Consider the following 20,445-nt stretch of genomic DNA (forward strand, 5'->3'; position numbering starts at 1 on the left):
GACTTTTTGATCCTTCAAAAAGTTACCCGCCGTAAGGGCGGAAAGGTGAATAAGCGTCGACATCACAAATGAATGCGCATACAACCCTCAAAACAACCAGTTAACCAATCAAAACAAAATCACCGAGCTTCCATGTGAGCAATCATCAACTGCACACTCTCATTCCCCCGAAACTCATTCACATCCAGCTTGTAAGCCAACTCCACCCACCGCACAGTAGGATTCGGCCAAACCTCCCGATCAACCCCAAAGGCAATCCCATCCAACCGCACCACCCCACACTCGCTCTTGAGCACCACTTTCAGATGCCGCTCCCCGACCACCCGCTGTTCGACCAGCTGAAATACCCCATGGAACAACGGCTCGGGAAAATGCTGCCCCCACGGCCCGGCATTGCGTAATGCCCGCGCCAGGTCCAGGTGAAACTCCTCGACCGCCAGGGTGCCATCGGACAACAGCCGACCGGTCAGGTCATCCTCACGCAGTTGCCGCCGCACCTCTTCATCGAACGCCTCGGCAAACGCCGGGAAGTGCTCGGCCGGCAGCGACAACCCCGCCGCCATCGCATGCCCGCCAAACTTGCTGATCAAAGCCGGATGCCGCGCCGCCACGGCATCCAGCGCATCGCGGATATGAAACCCCGCTACCGAACGCGCCGACCCCTTGAGCATCCCCTCCCCCGCATCAGCGAAAGCAATGGTCGGACGGTGGTAACGCTCCTTCAACCGTGAGGCGAGGATACCGATCACCCCCTGGTGCCAGTCGGCGTCGAACAGGCACAGGCCATAGGGCATGGACTCGACCGGCAGGTCCTTGAGCTGGGCCAGCGCCTCACGCTGCATGCCCTGCTCGATGGACTTGCGATCCTGGTTCAGGCCATCGAGCTGCTGGGCCATGTCCAGCGCCAGCGCCGCGTCATCGCACAACAGGCACTCGATGCCCAGGCTCATGTCGTCCAGACGCCCGGCGGCATTGAGCCGAGGGCCGAGGATGAAGCCCAGGTCGGTGGAGGTGATGCGTCGATGATCGCGCCGCGCCACCTCGAGGATGGCCTTGAGCCCGGGGCGGGCGCGGCCGGCGCGGATGCGCTCCAGCCCCTGGTGCACCAGGATGCGGTTGTTGGCATCCAGCGGCACCACGTCGGCGACGCTGCCCAGCGCCACCAGGTCGAGCAGCTCGCCGATGTTCGGCTGCGGCTGCGTCTCGTAGCGTCCCAGGCTGCGCAGGCGCGCGCGCAGGGCCATCAGCACGTAGAAGATCACCCCCACGCCGGCCAGGGACTTGCTCGGGAACCCGCAGCCCGGCTGGTTCGGGTTGACGATGGCATCGGCGGCGGGCAACTGTTCGCCAGGCAAGTGGTGGTCGGTGACCAGCACCTTGAGTCCGGCAGCCTTGGCCGCTGCGACGCCGTCGACGCTGGAGATACCGTTGTCCACGGTGATCAGCAACTGCGGCTGGCGCTGCAGGGCGACCTCGACAATCTCCGGGGTCAGGCCATAGCCATACTCGAAGCGATTGGGCACAAGGTAGTCGACATGCGCCGCGCCCAGCAGGCGCAGACCAAGCACACCGACAGTACTGGCGGTGGCGCCGTCGGCGTCGAAGTCGCCGACGATGAGAATGCGCTGGCGCTGGTCGAGCGCCTCGACCAGCAGGTCCACCGCCACTTCGATGCCCTTGAGCTGCTGGAACGGCAGCAGGCGCGCCAGGCTCTTGTCCAGTTCAGCCTCGGACTGCACGCCACGGGCGGCGTACAGGCGGGTCAACAGGGGTGGCAGGTTGCCCAGCAATGGCAGGGGCGACGGCAGGGGACGAGGTTCGATACGCATGGGGTCTTCGATAATCCAGTGTGAATCGGGTCAGCCGCGCTCGCCGAGCAGCCACTCCAGTTGCACTTCGTGCTGGCCACGGTCGTCGGTGACGAATACGGTACCTTCGCTGATCATCACGTCCCACTTGATGGCACGGGGCATATCGGTGGCCAGGGTTTCCAGCACTTCTTGCGGCACGGCGGCGACGTTCAGGTTCTTCAGCCCCTTCACCGCGCCCAGCACCTTGGTCGTCCAGACCCGCAGGCTGCCATAGGCCAGCAGGCTGGTGCGCTCGGTACGACGCGAGCACCAGGTCAAGCGATCGGCATCGGGCTGGCCAACCTCGATCCAATGCAGGATGCGGTCATCCAGGCTCTTTTCCCACACCGCCGCTTCATCGACATCCGACAGGCCCCGGCCGAAGGACAGGTTTTCGTTGTACCAGAGGGCATAGGCCAACAGGCGCACGGCCATCCGCTCTTCGGTTTCCGAAGGGTGGCGGGCGATCGTCTGCTTGACGCTCTCGTACACGCCGCGGTCGAGGTCGGTCAGATTCAGTTCGAACTTGTAGGTGGTGGACGGCTGGGCCATGGGCGCTGGGCTTCTTGCGGGGGAAAAGTCGCACAGTCTAACCGATCCAGGCCATCTGCGCCGGATCAGACAACGCCGATATACCTGCCACCGCCGAGCTGTGATACAACCTGCGCTCACGCCCAGCCGCCACGGATGCCCCATGCCTACGCCCAGCAAACCCCTCGCCGGCCTGAAAGTCATCGAGCTCGGCACCCTGATCGCCGGCCCGTTCGCCTCACGGATCTGCGCCGAGTTCGGCGCCGAGGTGATCAAGGTCGAATCCCCCGATGGCGGCGATCCGCTGCGCAAATGGCGCAAGCTCTACGAGGGCACCTCGCTGTGGTGGTTCGTCCAGGCCCGCAACAAGCAGTCGCTGACCCTCAATCTCAAGCACCCGGAAGGCCTCGACGTGCTCAAGCGCCTGCTGGCCGACGCCGACATACTGATCGAGAACTTCCGCCCTGGCGTGCTGGAGAAACTGGGGCTGGGTTGGGACGTGCTCCACGCCCTCAACCCGCGTCTGGTCATGGTGCGCCTGTCGGGCTTCGGCCAGACCGGGCCGATGAAAGACCAACCGGGCTTCGGCGCGGTCGGCGAGTCCATGGGCGGGCTGCGCTACATCACCGGTTTCGAGGACCGCCCGCCGGTTCGTACCGGGATCTCCATCGGCGATTCCATCGCCGCCCTGTGGGGTGTAATCGGTGCGCTGATGGCCCTGCGTCATCGCGAGGTCAACGGTGGCGCAGGCCAGGTGGTGGACGTGGCGCTGTACGAAGCGATCTTCGCCATGATGGAGAGCATGGTCCCGGAGTTCGACGTGTTCGGCTTCATCCGCGAACGCACCGGCAACATCATGCCGGGCATCACCCCCTCCTGCATCCACACCACCGCCGATGGCCGTCACGTGCAGATCGGCGCCAATGGCGATGCGATCTTCAAGCGTTTCATGCAGGCCATCGGCCGTGACGACCTGGCCAACGATGCCGCACTGGCCACCAACGACGGTCGCGATGCGCGCCGCGACGAGCTGTACGGGGTCATCGACCGCTGGGCCAACAGCCTGCCACTGGCCGAGGTGATGCAGGCGCTGAACGATGCCGAGGTGCCAGCCAGCCGGATCTACTCCGCCGAGGACATGCTGGGCGATCCGCAGTTCCTCGCCCGCGAGATGTTCCTCCAGGCCCGACTGCCGGACGGCAAGCCATTCAAGATGCCGGGCATCGTGCCCAAGCTGTCCGACACGCCGGGCTCCGCCGAGTGGGTCGGCCCCGCCCTGGGCGAACACACGGCCACGGTGCTGGCCAGCCTGGGCTACGACGCAACCACCATAGCCCGCCTGCGCGCGGCCGGTACGGTCTGACCCAGGCCCCATGCGTATCCGCCATCTGCCCATCGTGCTCTGCCTGTTGCTGACCGCACTCGCGGGGCAGGCGGTCGAGGCCAGGGAGCGCCTGCTATGGCTGGTGCGCGACCTGCCGCCGTTCACCATCTTCGAAGGGCCGGCCAAGGGCCAGGGGGTGATCGACCAGCTGTTGCCGATGCTGATCGCCCGGATGCCCGAGTACGACCACAGCATCGTCCGGGTCAACCGGGCCCGGGGTATCCAGATGCTCCAGGAGCCCAGTTTCACCTGCGACCCGACCCTGCTGTGGACCCCCGACCGCGCCAGATACGTGCATTTCTCCCAACCATCGCTGGGCGTACTGAGCAGTGGCCTGATCGTACGCAAGCAAGACCAGGCGCTGCTGGCGCCCTACCTGGAGGGCCAGCAGGTCGACCTGCAGCGCTTGCTGGCCGAGACCCGCCTGAAGCTGGGCATCGTCGCCGAGCGCAGCTACAGCGTGCAGGTCGATGAGGTCCTCAGGCAACTGCCTGATACCGCGTTCAGCCGACACTATGGCAACGATGCCACGGCCAGCTTGCTGCAGATGCAGCAATTGGGGCGCCTGCAACTGGTGCTCGGCTATTGGCCCGAGATGCGTTACCTGATCCAGCAGCAAAATGGCTCGCTGGACGACTACAGTTTCCACCCCATCCTTGGCGTGAACCGTTACCAGTTCCTGCATGTAGGCTGTTCGGATACTCCGCTGGGGCGCGAAGCGATCGCCCATATCGACCAACTGCTGCCGGCATTGCGTCGCGATACCTTGCCCGAGCTCTACGCCCACTGGCTGGACCCTGGGCTGCAGGAGGATTACCTGGAGCAGGCCAGGCACTTCTTCGAGCAGGGTGAACCGTCGCCGCGCTGAAGCGCCCTGAAGTCGATGGGACAGGGGCGTTTTGAAGTCGGGGCAAAAAGAAACCCCGGCCGCTGGGGAGGACGACCGGGGTCAAGCGAAAGCCCTTGGGACTTCCAGTGACAATCTGCACGGTACCGGAGCAAAGCACCATCAGACGGCCCTTGCTGAATCTGATGGGTCTGTCAGGCAAAGGTTCCTTGTATCTGCCGCTGATGTTGCAGGTCGGCGATCACACAGGGCTGCAGGCGGCCTTCGGCGATCTGCAAGTCACGGTGCAGGCCATCGACCAGATCAACCAGCAACTGCTGCTCCGCCAATTGACGAGTGCAGACCCCGCGCTGCAGGATCCGCACCCCGTGCTCGTCATAGAGTGTCAACTGGCGACTGCCAAGGCTGTCGGGCGTACCAAGCTCGGCCTGGTATGGGGAAAGAGCGTCGTTGAGCAGTCTGCAGATTCTTTCCATCCGGATCACTCGCTGGCTAAGGTTCGAGGAAACTGACCATCGGGCCCGACGGAAAGTTCGCCGTGGCCCGTTACCGCGAGCATGCGCGGACAACATGACAGTTTCGATGCGCCCACCCAGCGTCCGATCAGAGGCGCTCCAACACCTGTTCCAGGCCTACCATCGACATCGGCCATGGCAACTCTGCCAGCACATTCAAACCGTACTGGCGGGCCTCGAGCGCCAGATCCATTTCCCCCGCGCCAGCACACCCGACGAACAGCAATCCCCCCGCGCAGGAAGCCTGCACCAGGTACTTGAACAGGCGCCGGGCATAGCCCCTGGGCATGCGCTGGTCGAGCACCAGTACATCCACCGGGCGCTGCCGCGCCGTCGCGGTCGGCACGTCATCGGTGACCCGGACGCTGTAGACGCCCTGGGCATTGAAGGCCTGATGCAGCAGCATCTGGTGGTAGGGCCGAGCCTGGTGGATAAGAACATTGAGCTGACGCATGAGCTTCCCCCGGAACAGTGTGGCGTGTAGGTTGGAGCGACCACTTTAGTAGGGGTATGTATCGAACTACATGGGAAAAGTCTGAAAGATCCAAACCCTGTGTCGTGGACATGAAAAAGCCCGTCTAGGACGGGCTTTTTCGCGTAGTGCTCGGCTTACAGCGGCTTGCCGCGGTTGCCATGCTGGCTGACGAAGGCCTGCACCGTCTTCAGGTCGTTGGCCAGCACCGTGCAGCGCTCTTCGCGGCTGAACAGGTCGCTCAGGTGCGCCGGCAGTTCCAGGGCCTTGTCGACACCGGCCTTCTCCACCGCCTCGGGGAACTTGACCGGATGCGCGGTGCCCAGCACCACCATCGGCGTATCTAGGCTGCGACGGCACTCGCGGGCGGCCTTGACGCCGATCGCGGTGTGCGGATCGAGGACTTCACCGGTGGCCTTGAACACCTCGGCGATGGTCTCGCAGGTCTGCTCGTCGGTGACGGCCAGCGAATCGAACAGCTTGCGCGCCTCGGTCCAGCGATCCTGCTCGACGCTGAAGCCACCGCCTTGCTTGAAGGTGTCCATCAGCTGGGCGACCGCGGCGCCATTACGACCGTGCAGGTCGAACAGCAGGCGCTCGAAGTTGGACGAGACCATGATGTCCATCGACGGCGACAGGGTCGGATGCAGGGCATCCTTGACGTACTGGTTGCCGCTCATGAAGCGGTGCAGGATGTCGTTGCGGTTGGTCGCCACCACCAGCTGGCTGATCGGCAGGCCCATGTTGCGCGCCAGGTAACCGGCGAAGATGTCGCCGAAGTTGCCGGTCGGCACCGAGAACGCCACCGAACGGGCCGGGCCGCCGAGCTGCAGGGCGGCGTGGAAGTAGTAGACGATCTGGGCCATGATCCGCGCCCAGTTGATCGAGTTCACCGCCACCAGGCGGGTGCCCTTGAGGAACGACTGGTCGGCGAAGCTGGCCTTGACCATCTCCTGGCAGTCGTCGAAGTTGCCTTCGATGGCGATGTTGTGGATGTTGTCGCCGAGGATGGTGGTCATCTGCCGGCGCTGCACTTCCGACACACGCTGGTGCGGGTGCAGGATGAAGATGTCGACGTTGTCGCAACGGCGGCAGCCTTCGATGGCGGCGGAACCTGTGTCACCGCTGGTGGCACCGACGATCACCACGCGCTCGCCGCGCTTGACCAGCACGTGGTCTAGCAGACGGCCGAGCAGTTGCAGGGCGAAGTCCTTGAAGGCCAGGGTCGGGCCGTGGAACAGCTCCATCACCCACTCGTTGCCGTTGAGCTGGCGCAGCGGCGCGACGGCGGCGTGGGCGAAGTTGCCGTAGGTCTCTTCGAGAATCTTCTTGAAGTCGGCGTCGGCAATGCTGCCTTCGACGAACGGGCGCATCACCCGGAAAGCCAGTTCGTGGTACGGCAGGCCCGCCCAGGAGGCGATTTCTTCCTGGGTGAAGCGCGGCAGGTTCTCGGGCACGTACAGGCCGCCGTCGCTGGCGAGGCCCGCCAGCAGGACGTCTTCGAAGTTCAGGGCCGGAGCCTGGCCGCGGGTACTGATATAGCGCATGGGTGCAAACCTTCGATGCTGGGCGCGGGCCGCCGTCGCGGCCCGCCGCCGAAATTAATTGAGCTGTTCGACGCGGATGCGCACGACCTTGCCGACCACGTCCTGAAGCGCTTCCAGGGCGACGATGGCGTCGTCGATGCGTTGCTCGACCACACGGTGGGTCAGCAGGATCATCGGTACCAGGCCGTCCTGCTCCTCGGCTTCCTTCTGCATGATCGACTCGATGTTGATGCCGCGCTCCGAAAGAATGCTGGCGACCTGGGCCAGCACGCCCGGGTGGTCCTTGGCCTGGATGCGCAGGTAGTAGGCACTTTCGCAGGCTTCGATCGGCAGGATCGGGTGGGCCGACAGCGCGTCCGGCTGGAACGCCAGGTGCGGCACGCGGTTCTCCGGGTCGGAAGTCATGGCGCGGACCACGTCGACCAGGTCGGCGACCACCGACGACGCGGTCGGCTCCATGCCGGCACCGGCGCCGTAGTACAGGGTGGAACCGGCGGCGTCGCCGTTGACCATCACCGCGTTCATCACGCCGTTGACGTTGGCGATCAGGCGATCGTTGGGGATCAGCGTCGGGTGCACGCGCAGCTCGATGCCGTCGGCGGTGCGACGGGCCACGCCCAGGTGCTTGATACGGTAGCCCAGGGCCTCGGCGTAGTTCACGTCGGCGGTGGTCAGCTGGGTGATGCCCTCGGTGTAGGCCTTGTCGAACTGCAGTGGGATACCGAAGGCGATGGACGCCAGGATGGTCAGCTTGTGCGCGGCATCGATGCCTTCGACGTCGAAGGTCGGGTCGGCCTCGGCATAACCCAGCGCCTGGGCTTCGGCCAGCACGTCGGGGAAGGCGCGGCCCTTGTCGCGCATCTCGGTGAGGATGAAGTTGCCGGTGCCGTTGATGATCCCGGCCAGCCAGTTGATGCGGTTGGCCGACAGGCCCTCGCGGATCGCCTTGATCACCGGGATGCCACCGGCCACGGCGGCTTCGAAGGCGACGATGACGCCCTTCTCGCGGGCCTTGGCGAAGATCTCGTTGCCGTGCACGGCGATCAGCGCCTTGTTGGCGGTGACCACGTGCTTGCCGTTTTCGATGGCCTTGAGCACCAGGTCGCGGGCGATGGTGTAGCCGCCGATCAGCTCGATGACAATATCGATCTCGGGGTTGCTCGCGACTTCGAACACATCAGCGGTAATGGGGGTACCGGTAATCTGGCAGTTCGGGTTCTGCGAGCGCATGGCAATCTGTGCCACTTCAATACCGCGCCCGGCACGGCGGGCGATCTCCTCGGCGTTGCGCTGAAGTACATTGAAGGTTCCGCCACCGACGGTCCCCAACCCACAGATGCCTACTTTGACCGGTTTCACTGTGAACTCCCCATAGAACGGCCGGCACCTGCGCCGACCGTGAAACATGCCGTCACCCCATGACGACGGCGTACTGAATTGATTACTTGCTTTCGGCCAGGGCCAGCTTGGCCACTTGCGGCGCCGGCTGGTAACCCGGAATCACCTGGCCATTCTGTAGAACGATCGCCGGCGTGCCATTTACACCAATCGATTGGCCCAGCTGGAACTGCTTGCTGACCGGGTTGGCGCACTTGGCGGCCTTGATCTCCTTGCCGTCGACCATCTTGTCCAGCGCCGCGCGGCGATCGCTGGAGCACCATACCGCCTGCAGCTGCTCGTCACCCGGCGAACCCAGGCCCTGGCGCGGGAAGGCGACGTAGCGCACTTCGATGCCACGGCGGTTGAGTTCCGGCACTTCGGCGTGCAGCTTGTGGCAGTACGGGCAGGTGGTGTCGGTGAACACGGTGATGTGCGACTTGGTTTCACCCTTGGCCGGGTAGACCACCATCTCGCCGGCCGGGATGCCGTTGATCAGCTTGGCAATGCCCTGGCGCTCGGTCTTCTCGGTGAGGTTGACCGGCTTGCCGTCCTGGATCTGGAACAGGTAGCCCTGCATGACGAACTGACCGTCGGCGCTGGCGTACAGCACGCGCCCGCCCTGCAGCTTGACTTCGTACAGGCCATTGAGCGGGCTGCTGCTGACGCTCTCGACCGGCACTTCCAGCGCGAGGTTCTGCAAGGATTTGCGGATCGCCTGCTCGGCACCGGCATTGGCATCGGTGGCCGCGGCGACGGCAAAGGTACTGGCCAACGCCAGGGCGGCGGCGGCGAAAATCTGGGTCACGCGCATGGGGTACTCCTGAAGGCGGACGGGGCCGTGGGGGCGTTGCTTGACCCTGGCGGGTAGCGAACATTCGGCCCTTGCAACAAACCGTCCAAGCCTACCACAACAAACTGGCGCAGTAGGGGTACTCAGGCACCGGTCGGCGGAACATGAAAAGCATTCATCCACGTGGGTGGTGTTCGGCGTGCAGCTGTTGCAGCCGGGCCTTGGCCACATGGGTATAGATCTGCGTAGTGGACAGGTCGCTGTGGCCCAGCAGCATCTGCACCACGCGCAGGTCGGCGCCATGGTTGAGCAGGTGCGTGGCAAAGGCGTGGCGCAGCGTGTGCGGCGACAGCGGCTTGTCGATGCCGGCCACCCGCGCCTGGTGCTTGATGCGGTGCCAGAAGGTCTGCCGCGTCATCTGCTCACCGCGCTGGCTGGGGAACAGCACGTCGCTAGGGCGCCCGCCCAGCAGCTCGGCGCGACCATCGCGCAGGTAGCGCTCGATCCACACCACCGCCTCCTCGCCCATCGGCACCAGGCGCTCCTTGCTGCCCTTGCCCATAACCCGCAGCACGCCCTGGCGCAGGTTGACCTGGTCCAGGGTCAGGCTGACCAGCTCGGTCACGCGCAGGCCGCAGGCATAGAGCACCTCGAGCATGGCACGGTCGCGCTGGCCGATGGACTCGCCGAGGTCCGGTGCCTGCAGCAGGGCCTCGACATCGGCCTCCGACAGCGACTTGGGCAGCGGCCGGCCCAGTTGCGGCATGTCCACCTGCAGCGTCGGGTCGACTGTGACCAGCCGCTCGCGCAGCAGGTAGCGGAAGAACCCGCGCACCCCGGAAAGAAAGCGCGCGGTCGAGCGTGGCTTGTAGCCCTGGTCGAAACGCCAGGCCAGGTGGTCGAGGATCAGCTCGCGGCCGGCATCGGGCAGTGCCACGCCATGTTCCTGAAGCCAGCCATTGAACAGCGCCAGGTCGCTGCGGTACGACGAGCGGGTGTTGTCGGACAGCCCCTTCTCCAGCCAGAGGGCATCGAGGAACTGGTCGATCAGGGGGTGGTCCAGTGCTGGCATGAAGACTCGGTGGCAAACGACGAAATGACGCTTAGTCTTTCATAACACGGCATGCAGAGGGAGCCCGCGTGAACGAACAGCAGATTCTTTTGAGTGTCGGCGGCATCGGCGCCGCCGCCCTGCTTTGCCAGTGGCTGGCCTGGCGCCTGAAGCTGCCGGCGATCCTGTTCCTGTTGCTGTGCGGCATCCTCGCAGGGCCCGTGCTGGGCTGGCTGCAGCCCCAGGCGCTGTTCGGCCCGCTGCTGATGCCGCTGGTGTCGCTGGCGGTGGCGCTGATCCTGTTCGAGGGCAGCCTGACCCTGCACCTGTCGCAATGGCGCGAGATCGGCAGCGTGGTCCACCGCCTGGTCACCGTCGGCGCGCTGAGCACCTGGCTGGTGATCGCCCTGGCCACCCATTGGCTGCTGGGCTTCGACTGGCCGCTGGCGATCCTGTTCGGCACCCTGACCCTGGTCACCGGCCCCACGGTGATCGTGCCCATGCTGCGGGTGGTGCGGCCAAAGGCGGCGATCGCCAACATCCTGCGCTGGGAAGGCATCGTCATCGACCCGATCGGCGCGCTGCTGGCGGTGGTGGTGTACAGCTTCATCATCGCCAGCGCCGCCGGCGAGGGCCTGAGCCACAGCCTGGCGACCTTTGCCGGGGTGATCTTCTGCGGCAGCGCGCTGGGTGTTGCCGGTGGCTGGCTGCTCGGTCAGGTCATGCGCGAGCAGTGGCTGCCGGAATACCTGCACAACCTGGCCTCGCTGGCGGCGGTGCTGGGCATCTTCATCGCCGCCAACCAGATCGTCCATGAATCGGGCCTGCTGGCGGTCACGCTCATGGGCATGTGGCTGGCCAACATGCCCGGTGTGGACGTACGGCAGATCCTGCATTTCAAGGAGAACCTCAGCGTGCTGCTGATCTCCGGGCTGTTCATCCTCCTGGCCGCGCGGCTCGACTTGCAGGCGCTGCTGGCCCTGGGGCCGGCGGTGCTGGCGCTGTTGCTGGTGATCCAGTTGCTGGCGCGGCCGCTGAACGTCCTGCTGTCGACCCTGGGCTCGCCGCTGAGCTGGCGGGAACGGGCGTTGCTGGCCTGGATCGCGCCACGGGGCATCGTGGCCGCGGCCGTCTCGGCGATCTTCGCCATTCGCCTGGACCAGGCCGGGCACGACGGCGCGCTGCTGCTGGTGCCGCTGACCTTCGCCGTGATCATCGGCACCGTGGTGCTGCAAAGTGCCACCGCCAGGCCCCTGGCGCGCCTGCTGAAGGTGGCGGAACCGGCGCCGAGCGGGTTTCTCGTGGTCGGCGCCAACCCGCCTGCGCGGGTCATCGCCAAGGCCCTGCAGCAACTGGGCTGCCGGGTGCTGCTGACCGACTCGAGCTGGGAGAACATCCGCGCCGCGCGCATGGACAACCTGCCGACCTACTTCGGCAACCCCGCCTCGCAGCACGCCGACGCCCACCTCGACCTGGTCGGCCTGGGCCACCTGCTGGGGCTGTCACCGGCAGGCGAGCTCAATGCCCTGGCCTGCGCGCGTTTTCGTCATGACTTCGGCCAGGCCCGGCTGTTCGTGCTGGCCAGCGGCCTGGAAAAACAGCGCAGCGACAAGCACCGGGCCAGCGAGGAGCATCGCGGGCAATTGTTTGGGTCGAGCCCCATGACCTATGGGCAGCTGGCCAAGCTGCTGCACCAGGGTGCCGAGCTGTACAGCACCACGCTGACCGAGGCCTTCGGCTGGAGCGACTACCAGCAACTGCATGGCCCGCGGGCCACGCTGCTGTTCGCCCGGGACGGCCAAGGCTGGGTGCATGTGGCCAGCCCGGACAATCCGCTCAAGCCGCAGCCTGGCTGGACACTGGTGGCGCTGGTGGAGCCGGAGCTGACCGAGCAGCCTGTGGCGCATTAACCTGTAGGAGCGGCTTTGGCCGCGATGCAGGCGTCGCGGAGCCTGGCACCCGCCTTGCGGGTGATCGCGGCTGAAGCCGCTCCTACAGGGTCCACGTGAGGGCAATCAAGCCAGCGGCAGCACCGGTACCGGGCGCTTGTCCTCGTCGATGGCGACGAAGCTGAACACGCCATGAATCGCCCGCTCGCGGCCGTCGAGGTACATGTTCTCGACGAACACATCCACCTGCACCTGCAGGCTGGTGTTGCCGACCTTGATCACCGTGCCCACCAGCTCGACGATCGAACCGGCCGGGATCGGGTGCTTGAAATCGATACGATCGGTGGACACGGTCACCAGGGGCAATCGACAGAATCGGGTGGCGGCGATGAACGACACTTCGTCCATCCATGCCAGGGCGGTGCCGCCGAATAGTGTGTTGTGGTGGTTGGTGGTGTTAGGGAACACCGCCTTGGTCACGCGGGTCACCGACAGTTCGGTGCGGCGCTGGATTTCCTGGTCTCGGGGCGTCGTCATGGGATTCACCTCGCAAAGTCTGAAAGCAAGGTCGCCTGCTTCGCGGGTAAACCCGCTCCCACAGAGGGCGATAAACCTGTGGGAGCGGGTTTACCCGCGAAGCAGCCAACACAAATCGCAAAATGCAAAAAAGCAGCCCGAAGGCTGCTTTTTTCTCGCAAGGCGGCCTAGGCCGCCAGGCAAACTGTACTCAGGACAGTTTTTCCTTGATGCGAGCGGCTTTGCCGGACAGGTCGCGCAGGTAGTACAGCTTGGCTTTACGCACGTCACCACGACGTTTCACGGCCAGGCTGTCGATCTGCGGGCTGTAGGTCTGGAAGGTACGCTCTACGCCAACGCCGCTGGAGATCTTGCGCACGGTGAAGGCGCTGTTCAGACCGCGGTTACGCTTGGCGATAACGACGCCTTCGAACGCCTGCAGACGCGAGCGGTCGCCTTCCTTCACTTTAACCTGGACGACAACGGTGTCGCCTGGTGCGAAGGTCGGGATCTCTTTGCTCATCTGCTCGGCTTCGAGCTGCTGGATGATCTTGTTGGTCATGCTGTGCTCCTAAGATGGATACTTGATCCACCATCGATACGTTTAACTATCGTCCCGCTCGCGGATGTATTCCTCGAGCAGCTTCTTCTCTTCTCCAGAAAGCGAGCGACTTTCCAGAAGATCGGCGCGTCGTTCGAAGGTCCTACCAAGGGACTGCTTCATCCGCCAACGCCGGATATGTGCATGGTTGCCACTTAGCAACACGTCGGGAACACGCTGATCCGCATACACCTCAGGTCGGGTGTAGTGCGGGCAATCCAGCAGACCGTCGGTGAAAGAGTCTTCCTCCGCCGAGTCCACATGCCCTAAAGCTCCGGGCAGCAGCCGTGTAACCGCATCGATCAGTACCATGGCCGGCAGCTCGCCACCGGAAAGCACATAGTCGCCAATCGACCACTCCTCATCGACATGAGCCTCGATAAAGCGCTCGTCGATGCCTTCATAACGACCGGCGATCAGGATCAACGATTCCTGTTCGGCCAGGCCTTTGACCGCCTGCTGTGTCAGCTTGCGGCCTTGTGGCGAAAGGTAGATCACCTTTGCCGATGCTCCGGTCGCCTGCCTGGCGCTAACCAGGGCGTCTTCCAGAGGCTTGATCTTCATCACCATGCCCGGACCACCGCCAAACGGCCGATCATCCACGGTGTGGTGGCGATCTGTGGTGTAGTCCCGCGGGTTCCAGCAGGTCACTTGCAGCAACCCCTGTTTCACCGCGCGGCTGGTAATGCCGTACTCCGTGATGGCCGAGAACATCTCGGGGAACAACGTGATGACGTCTACGCGAAGGTTACCCATCGTCTAGAAGTCCGCGTCCCACTCAACCCGCATCACGCCTGCTTCCAGGTCGATTGCCAGCACGCACTGCCCGGTATAGGGCAACAGACGCTCGCGATCATCCAGGCTGCCTGCGCAGGGCTTGACCACCATTACATCGTTCGCGCCGGTCTCCAACAGGTGATCGATCTTGCCGAACAGCTGTTCGTCCTGATTGATGACCTTCAGGCCCACCAACTGGTACCAGTAGTACTCGTCGGCTGCCAGGTTGGGCAAAAGGCTCCGCGCAATGCAGATTTCGTAACCGCTCAGAAGACGGGCTTCATCACGATCATCGAGGCCTTTGAGTTTCACGACCAAGCCCTTCTGGGAGCCACGACCGCTGACCAGCTCGACCTGCTTTACCTTGCCTTCGTGCCGAAGCATCCAGCGCGGATAATCCAACAGGTTTTCAATCGGATCGGTAAAGGAGTACACCTTCACCTCGCCGCGAACGCCGTGAACCGAAAAAATCTTGCCAACGACGATGAGGTCGTCAGCCTTTTCTGGCGTCGCGTTCATACTGCTCAGGCTGCAGCCTTGGCAGCTTCCTTCAGCAGCTGAGCAACGCGCTCAGACGGCTGTGCGCCCTGGCTCAGCCAGTAGGTGACGCGCTCTTGGTTGACCGACAGCTTGACTTCGGCGCCCGATGCGATCGGGTTGAAGAAGCCAACGCGCTCAACGAAACGGCCGTCACGGGCGTTACGCGAGTTGGTCACGGTCAGGTGGTAGAATGGGCGCTTTTTCGAGCCGCCACGGGCCAGACGGATGGTTACCATGTGAACATCGTTCCTATAGTCGGTGCTGCAAAACTGAATGCCCAATGGGCACACGGGTGCCCAAAAGGCCGCATATTCTCGGGGAATACACGGACATTTGCAAATGCCTTTTTCGGCAATGCCGGGGCCTGCCGCTCAGTCCTGCCGGTTTGGGCCACCTCGCGGCGGCCATGATCCCGCCGGAGCGGGGGTCTGGCGGGCTTCCTCATATAAAGAGGCCCACCGGATTCTTTTACAGTTTTGGCATGCCGCCACCCGGCAGCATCCCGCCAAGGCCGCGCATCATCTTGGCCATGCCGCCCTTGGCGGAGAATTTCTTCATCATCTTCTGCATCTGCTTGTGCTGCTTGATCAAGCGGCCGATGTCCTGCACCTGGGTGCCGGAACCAAGGGCGATGCGGCGCTTGCGCGAACCGCTGATCAGGTCAGGGTCGCGACGTTCGGCCGGGGTCATGGAGTTGATGATCGCCTCCATCTGCTTGAACTGCTTCTCGGCCGCGCCTTGGGCATTGCCCATCTGCGACAGGTTCACACCACCGATGCTCGGCAGCTTGTCCATCAGGCCACCCAGGCCGCCCATGTTCTTCATCTGCTGCAGCTGGTCGCGGAAGTCCTCGAGGTCGAAGCCCTTGCCCTTCTTCAGCTTCTTGGCCAGCTTGTCGGCCTTGGCCTTGTCGATGTTCTGCTCGGCCTGCTCGATCAGGCTGAGCACGTCGCCCATGCCGAGGATGCGCGAGGCGATACGATCCGGGTGGAACGGCTCCAGGGCCTCGGTCTTCTCGCCCATGCCGATGAACTTGATCGGCTTGCCGGTGATGGCGCGTACCGACAGCGCGGCACCGCCACGGGCGTCGCCGTCGACCTTGGTAAGCACCACGCCGGTCAGCGGCAGGGCGTCGTCAAAGGCCTTGGCAGTGTTGGCCGCGTCCTGGCCGGTCATGGCGTCGACCACGAACAGGGTTTCGATCGGCTTGACCGCAGCATGCAGCGCCTTGATCTCGTCCATCATGTCAGCGTCGACATGCAGGCGGCCGGCGGTGTCGACGATCACCACGTCGATGAACTTGAGCTTGGCCTCGCGGATCGCCGCCTCGGCGATGGCCACCGGCTTCTGGCTGATATCGGACGGGAAGAAGGTCACGCCGATGTCATTGGCCAGGGTTTCGAGCTGCTTGATCGCCGCCGGACGGTAGACGTCGGCCGACACCACCATCACGCTCTTTTTCTTGCGCTCTTTCAGGTGGCGCGCCAGCTTGCCGGCGGTGGTGGTCTTACCGGCGCCCTGCAGGCCGGCCATCAGCACCACGGCGGGTGGTGCGGCGTTGAGGGTCAGCTCTTCGTTGGCCGCGCCCATCAGGCTTTCCAGCTCGGCCTGGACGATCTTCACGAAGGCCTGGCCTGGCGTCAGGCTGCGCGACACTTCGGTGCCGACCGCGCGTTCCTTGATGCTGTTGACGAAATCCTTGACCACCGGCAGGGCAACGTCGGCCTCGAGCAGGGCCATGCGCACTTCGCGCAGCGTGTCCTTGATGTTGTCTTCGGTCAGCTTGGCCTTGCCGGTGACATGGCGCAGCGTCTGTGACAGGCGGTCGGTCAGGTTTTCGAACATGGTGATCCTTTCAGGCCCAGTGGAGCCGAGGTTTTTCAGATGCCCAGGTGAACATGTACACGCGCCGGGCAGAGCAAGGCGGCGATTATAGCGGAGAGCGGCGGCGACGCACACCTTGGAGCAGCCCCTCTGGATATTCGGTGACCATGCCGGCCTCTTCGCGGGTAAACCCGCTCCCACAGAGATCGCGCACGCCCCTGTGGGAGCGGGTTTACCCGCGAAGAGGCCGGCATATGGGGTACAAGTCGCTCGCCAGGCACCGGAGCAAGGCTTGCTGGTCTTCCTTGCCCACCGCGATCTATGCCAAACTCCGTCCCTTTAGGGCTTGCCTGCCAGGACTTATGTTCTCTTCACCCAGCCTCATCCCCAATCTGCTCGCCGCCTTCCTTTATCTGGCCGCGACCGTCTACCAGGCCACCGGACTGGCCCGAGGCGCCCGTGCCGACAAACGGCTGCTGGGCCTGCTCGGCACGCTGGCGGTGGTCGCCCAGGGCGGCGCCCTGTTCTTCCAGCTGATCACGCCCCTGGGCCTGAGCCTGGACTTCTTCAGTGCCGCCAGCCTGATCGCCGTGGCGGTGATCGGCCTGACCCTGCTCGCCTGCCTGAGCATCCCGGTGGAGAACCTGCTGGTGCTGCTGTTCCCGCTCGGCGCGGTGACCGCGCTGCTGGCCCAGTTCGCCCCACCTGGCACGGTACCGCTGATCAACGAAGAGCCCGGCATCCTCGCGCATATCCTGCTGTCGATCCTGGCCTACGGCCTGTTCACCATCGCCGTGTTCCAGGCCCTGCTGCTGTTGCTGCAGGACCACCAGCTCAAGCACAAGCACCCGTCCGGGCTGATCCGCAACTTCCCGCCGCTGCAGACCATGGAAAGCCTGCTGTTCGGCTTCCTCTGGGCCGGCTGGGTGCTGCTGTCGCTGTCGCTGATCTCCGGCTGGCTGTTCCTCGACAACCTGTTCGCCCAGCACCTGGTGCACAAGACCCTGCTGGCCTGCGTGGCCTGGGTCGTGTTCAGCGTGCTGCTGTGGGGCCGCACACGCCTCGGCTGGCGCGGTCACAAGGCGATCCGCTGGACCCTGGCCGGCTTCTGCCTGCTGATGCTGGCCTATTTCGGCAGCAAGCTGGTCCGCGAATTCATCCTGCATATCTGACGGCCGCCCATGGACACCCTGCCGTACGCCCCGCTGCTCGGCATCATCGCACTGGCGCTGCTGTGGTCGGCGCTGTTCACCGCGGTCGACAGCGCCCGCCAGCAAGCCAACGGCCAGGGCGATTCCCCCCTCCCCGCCCAGGGCCTGGTGCTTGGCGCCAGCCTCGGCAAGCTGCTGGTACTGGGCCTAGCCTGCCTGATCGGCCAGCGCTACGACGGTGAACACGGTTTCTGGCTGGCCGGCCTTGGTGCCACCTTCACCCTGCTGGTGCTCGCCGACTACCTGCCGCGCCGCCTGGCCCGCCGCGACCCGCACGCCTTCCTGAGCCTGGGCGGCAACCTGCTGAAATGGCCGCTGGCGCTGCTGCAGCCGCTGGGCTGCCTGCTCGATGGCTGCGCCAGGCTGATCCTGCGCCCGTTCCGCGTGCAGCCCACTGCAGTGGCCCTGCACCCGCAGGCAGACGACGACTTCGACGAAGACGGCCCGGTCGACAGCGCCCGCCACGGCCTGCTGGAAGGCCTGCAGGCACTGGACAAGATCACCGTCAACGACATCCTGGTACCACGCAACGAAGTCGACGGCATCAACCTCGACGACCCCATCGAGCGCATCATCGAGCAACTGATCGTCAGCCGTCACACCCGCCTGCCGGTCTATCACAACGACATCAACCAGGTCGAAGCGGTACTCAACACCAAGCTGATCAGCCACCTGCTGCCACGGGCCGAACTTACCCCGGAGAAGCTTCAGGCAGCCTGCTACGAACCCTACTTCGTCCCCGAAAGCACACCGCTGCAGATGCAGTTGCTGAACTTCCACAAGCAGCAGCGGCGCATGGGCGTGGTGGTGGACGAATACGGCGAGGTGCTCGGCATCGTCACCCTGGAGGACATCCTCGAGGAGATCGTCGGCGAGTTCGAGGACGAGCAGAGCCTGGACAACCCTCATGTCCATCCCCAGCCCGATGGCCGCTTCGTCATCGAAGGCACGGCCTCGCTGCGCGAGATCAACCGCACCCTGGGCTGGCACCTGCCCTGCGACGGCGGGCCGAAAACCCTCAACGGCCTGGTCACTGAGGCCTTGGAAAGCATCCCGGCAAGCGCTGTATGCCTTAAAATTGGCAGATATCGGCTGGAAATCCTCGAAACCGAGGATAATTGCGCAAGCAAGGTACTGGTCTGGACACTGACTCGCTAGCTATACTCGAGTCACGCTTACCCAGCCCTGCCGTCTCGCCCGCTACCCGCACCCGGCGTCCGACGGCCAGTCCGCACCACTGACACGCCCCGCGGTCCTGCTTCAGCACCCCGAACAGCAACCGCTCACTGCCTATCCCCTGGGCTATCGTCAGTCGCGCGACCAACAACAATACGCTCCGGCTCCCGTGTGCCCGTCACATGGGCCGTGCCCCATGGAGCATGACTGTCAGGGACCTTCGCATGACTACCAGCAGCACCTACGCCGAACCTGCCTCGGCAACACCGGTCAATTCACCGGCCCGGGTGGCCACTGCCAGCTTCATCGGCACCGCCATCGAGTTCTACGATTTCTATGTCTACGCCACCGCCGCCGCGCTGGTGATCGGGCCGGTGTTCTTCCCGTCCGGCTCCGGCACCGCGCAGATGCTCGCGGCCTTCCTCACCTTCGGCATCGCCTTCCTTGCCCGCCCCTTGGGCTCGGCGCTGTTCGGCCACTTCGGCGACCGTATCGGGCGCAAGTCGACGCTGGTCGCCTCGCTGCTGCTGATGGGCGTGTCCACCACGCTGATCGGCGTGCTGCCCGGCTATGACAGCATCGGCGTCTGGGCGCCGATCATTCTCTGCCTGCTGCGCTTCGGCCAGGGCCTGGGGCTGGGCGGCGAATGGGGCGGCGCGGCGCTGCTGGCCACCGAGAACGCCCCGCAGGGCAAGCGCGCCTGGTTCGGCATGTTTCCGCAGCTTGGCCCGTCGATCGGCTTTCTCGCCGCCAACGGCCTGTTCCTCACCCTGGCCCTGGTACTCAGCGACGAGCAGTTCCGCGAATGGGGCTGGCGCATTCCGTTCCTGCTGAGCGCGGCGCTGGTGCTGGTCGGCCTGTACGTACGCCTGAAGCTGGAGGAAAGCCCGGTGTTCGCCAAGGCGGTGGCCCGTCATGAGCGGGTGAAGATGCCGGTGGTCGACCTGTTCGCCCGCTACTGGCTGCCGACCCTGCTGGGCGCCGCGGCCATGGTGGTGTGCTACGCGCTGTTCTACATCTCCACGGTGTTCTCGCTCAGCTATGGCGTGACCACCCTGGGCTACAGCCGCGAGACCTTCCTCGGCCTGCTGTGCTTCGCGGTGGTGTTCATGGCCCTGGCCACGCCCCTGTCGGCCTGGCTCAGCGACCGTTACGGGCGCAAGCCGGTGCTGGTGGTCGGCGGCCTGCTGGCGATCGCCTCGGGCTTCACCATGGAACCGCTGCTGACCTCGGGTTCGACCACCGGCGTGGCGCTGTTCCTGGCCATCGAGCTGTTCCTGATGGGGGTGACCTTCGCGCCGATGGGCGCGCTGCTGCCCGAGCTGTTCCCGACCCATGTGCGCTACACCGGCGCCTCGGCGGCCTACAACCTGGGCGGCATCGTCGGCGCCTCGGCGGCACCGTTCTTTGCCCAGAAGCTGGTGAGCATGGGGGGATTGAGCTGGGTGGGGGGGTATGTGTCGGTGGCGGCGGTGATCAGTCTGATTGCCGTGTTGTGCCTGAAAGAGACACGTAATACCGAACTTTGAATCAATCGCGGGGCA

General features: G+C 64.6%; 20 protein-coding genes. 6 read left to right on the top strand and 14 right to left on the bottom strand.

The features are described from left to right. Window positions 1-119: 119 nt before the first annotated feature. Both recJ and NMG10_RS22790 read right to left on the bottom strand, forming a co-directional pair. The gene (recJ, locus tag NMG10_RS22785; protein ID WP_232855921.1) at window positions 120-1,829 is read right to left on the bottom strand and encodes a single-stranded-DNA-specific exonuclease RecJ; all 1,710 of its coding nucleotides are present in this window, start codon (window positions 1,827-1,829) and stop codon (window positions 120-122) included. A gap of 30 nt (window positions 1,830-1,859) precedes the next feature. Next, complete coding sequence (locus NMG10_RS22790) at window positions 1,860-2,402, bottom strand: YaeQ family protein (RefSeq protein WP_203651035.1); 543 nt, start codon at window positions 2,400-2,402, stop codon at window positions 1,860-1,862. A 142-nt stretch (window positions 2,403-2,544) separates the two neighbouring features. Here NMG10_RS22790 and NMG10_RS22795 point away from each other — a divergent pair, with 142 nt between their 5' ends. Beyond that, window positions 2,545-3,744: a CaiB/BaiF CoA-transferase family protein gene (locus NMG10_RS22795; protein ID WP_203651034.1), complete on the top strand. Its 1,200-nt coding sequence runs from the start codon at window positions 2,545-2,547 to the stop codon at window positions 3,742-3,744. 10 nt (window positions 3,745-3,754) lie between these two features. Then, window positions 3,755-4,633, top strand: coding sequence for a TIGR02285 family protein (locus NMG10_RS22800; RefSeq protein WP_203651033.1), 879 nt, complete (start codon window positions 3,755-3,757; stop codon window positions 4,631-4,633). Between the two features lie 173 nt (window positions 4,634-4,806). Here NMG10_RS22800 and NMG10_RS22805 read toward each other — a convergent pair whose 3' ends face one another. From NMG10_RS22805 to xerD, 6 genes are all read right to left on the bottom strand, one after another. Further along, window positions 4,807-5,088, bottom strand: coding sequence for a DUF3509 domain-containing protein (locus NMG10_RS22805; RefSeq protein WP_254465190.1), 282 nt, complete (start codon window positions 5,086-5,088; stop codon window positions 4,807-4,809). Window positions 5,089-5,215: 127 nt separating this feature from the next. Then, entirely contained in the window at window positions 5,216-5,581 is a 366-nt protein-coding gene (locus NMG10_RS22810; RefSeq protein ID WP_050704208.1) for a hypothetical protein, read from the bottom strand. Window positions 5,582-5,736: 155 nt separating this feature from the next. Then, complete coding sequence (gene thrC, locus NMG10_RS22815) at window positions 5,737-7,146, bottom strand: threonine synthase (RefSeq protein ID WP_203651031.1); 1,410 nt, start codon at window positions 7,144-7,146, stop codon at window positions 5,737-5,739. A gap of 54 nt (window positions 7,147-7,200) precedes the next feature. Next, window positions 7,201-8,505, bottom strand: a complete 1,305-nt coding sequence (locus tag NMG10_RS22820) for a homoserine dehydrogenase (protein WP_023630110.1) — start codon at window positions 8,503-8,505, stop codon at window positions 7,201-7,203. Between the two features lie 82 nt (window positions 8,506-8,587). After that, the gene (locus tag NMG10_RS22825) at window positions 8,588-9,337 is read right to left on the bottom strand and encodes a thioredoxin fold domain-containing protein (RefSeq protein WP_234562171.1); all 750 of its coding nucleotides are present in this window, start codon (window positions 9,335-9,337) and stop codon (window positions 8,588-8,590) included. 154 nt (window positions 9,338-9,491) lie between these two features. Then, entirely contained in the window at window positions 9,492-10,388 is an 897-nt protein-coding gene (gene xerD, locus NMG10_RS22830) for a site-specific tyrosine recombinase XerD (RefSeq protein WP_254465191.1), read from the bottom strand. Between the two features lie 68 nt (window positions 10,389-10,456). On the opposite strand from xerD, the gene NMG10_RS22835 reads away from it, so the two are divergent. Beyond that, window positions 10,457-12,277: a sodium:proton antiporter gene (locus tag NMG10_RS22835; RefSeq protein ID WP_254465192.1), complete on the top strand. Its 1,821-nt coding sequence runs from the start codon at window positions 10,457-10,459 to the stop codon at window positions 12,275-12,277. A gap of 105 nt (window positions 12,278-12,382) precedes the next feature. Here NMG10_RS22835 and NMG10_RS22840 read toward each other — a convergent pair whose 3' ends face one another. From NMG10_RS22840 to ffh, 6 genes are all read right to left on the bottom strand, one after another. After that, window positions 12,383-12,793 carry an acyl-CoA thioesterase gene (locus tag NMG10_RS22840; protein ID WP_110738367.1) on the bottom strand — a complete coding sequence of 137 codons (411 nt, stop codon included), beginning with the start codon at window positions 12,791-12,793 and terminating at the stop codon, window positions 12,383-12,385. Between the two features lie 190 nt (window positions 12,794-12,983). After that, window positions 12,984-13,334: a 50S ribosomal protein L19 gene (gene rplS / locus NMG10_RS22845; protein ID WP_011535315.1), complete on the bottom strand. Its 351-nt coding sequence runs from the start codon at window positions 13,332-13,334 to the stop codon at window positions 12,984-12,986. A gap of 42 nt (window positions 13,335-13,376) precedes the next feature. Further along, a complete protein-coding gene (gene trmD / locus NMG10_RS22850) occupies window positions 13,377-14,129 on the bottom strand; it encodes a tRNA (guanosine(37)-N1)-methyltransferase TrmD (RefSeq protein ID WP_028691588.1) in 753 nt (250 codons plus the stop codon). Window positions 14,130-14,132: 3 nt separating this feature from the next. Continuing rightward, complete coding sequence (gene rimM / locus NMG10_RS22855) at window positions 14,133-14,669, bottom strand: ribosome maturation factor RimM (RefSeq protein WP_203651024.1); 537 nt, start codon at window positions 14,667-14,669, stop codon at window positions 14,133-14,135. Between the two features lie 5 nt (window positions 14,670-14,674). Beyond that, a complete protein-coding gene (gene rpsP / locus NMG10_RS22860) occupies window positions 14,675-14,926 on the bottom strand; it encodes a 30S ribosomal protein S16 (protein WP_011535318.1) in 252 nt (83 codons plus the stop codon). 232 nt (window positions 14,927-15,158) lie between these two features. After that, window positions 15,159-16,535 carry a signal recognition particle protein gene (gene ffh, locus NMG10_RS22865; protein WP_254465193.1) on the bottom strand — a complete coding sequence of 459 codons (1,377 nt, stop codon included), beginning with the start codon at window positions 16,533-16,535 and terminating at the stop codon, window positions 15,159-15,161. A 341-nt stretch (window positions 16,536-16,876) separates the two neighbouring features. On the opposite strand from ffh, the gene ccsA reads away from it, so the two are divergent. From ccsA to NMG10_RS22880, 3 genes are all read left to right on the top strand, one after another. After that, complete coding sequence (gene ccsA, locus NMG10_RS22870; protein WP_050704198.1) at window positions 16,877-17,686, top strand: inner membrane protein YpjD; 810 nt, start codon at window positions 16,877-16,879, stop codon at window positions 17,684-17,686. Between the two features lie 9 nt (window positions 17,687-17,695). Continuing rightward, window positions 17,696-18,883, top strand: a complete 1,188-nt coding sequence (locus NMG10_RS22875; protein WP_203651022.1) for a transporter associated domain-containing protein — start codon at window positions 17,696-17,698, stop codon at window positions 18,881-18,883. 242 nt (window positions 18,884-19,125) lie between these two features. Next, window positions 19,126-20,430 (top strand): MFS transporter, encoded by a 1,305-nt coding sequence (locus tag NMG10_RS22880; RefSeq protein WP_062574980.1) that lies wholly within the window; start codon window positions 19,126-19,128, stop codon window positions 20,428-20,430. The last annotated feature ends 15 nt before the right edge of the window (window positions 20,431-20,445 follow it).

Origin of the sequence: Pseudomonas sp. DVZ6, from assembly GCF_024259445.1 — a bacterium.
GTDB classification, from domain to species: Bacteria; Pseudomonadota; Gammaproteobacteria; order Pseudomonadales; family Pseudomonadaceae; genus Aquipseudomonas; species Aquipseudomonas peradeniyensis.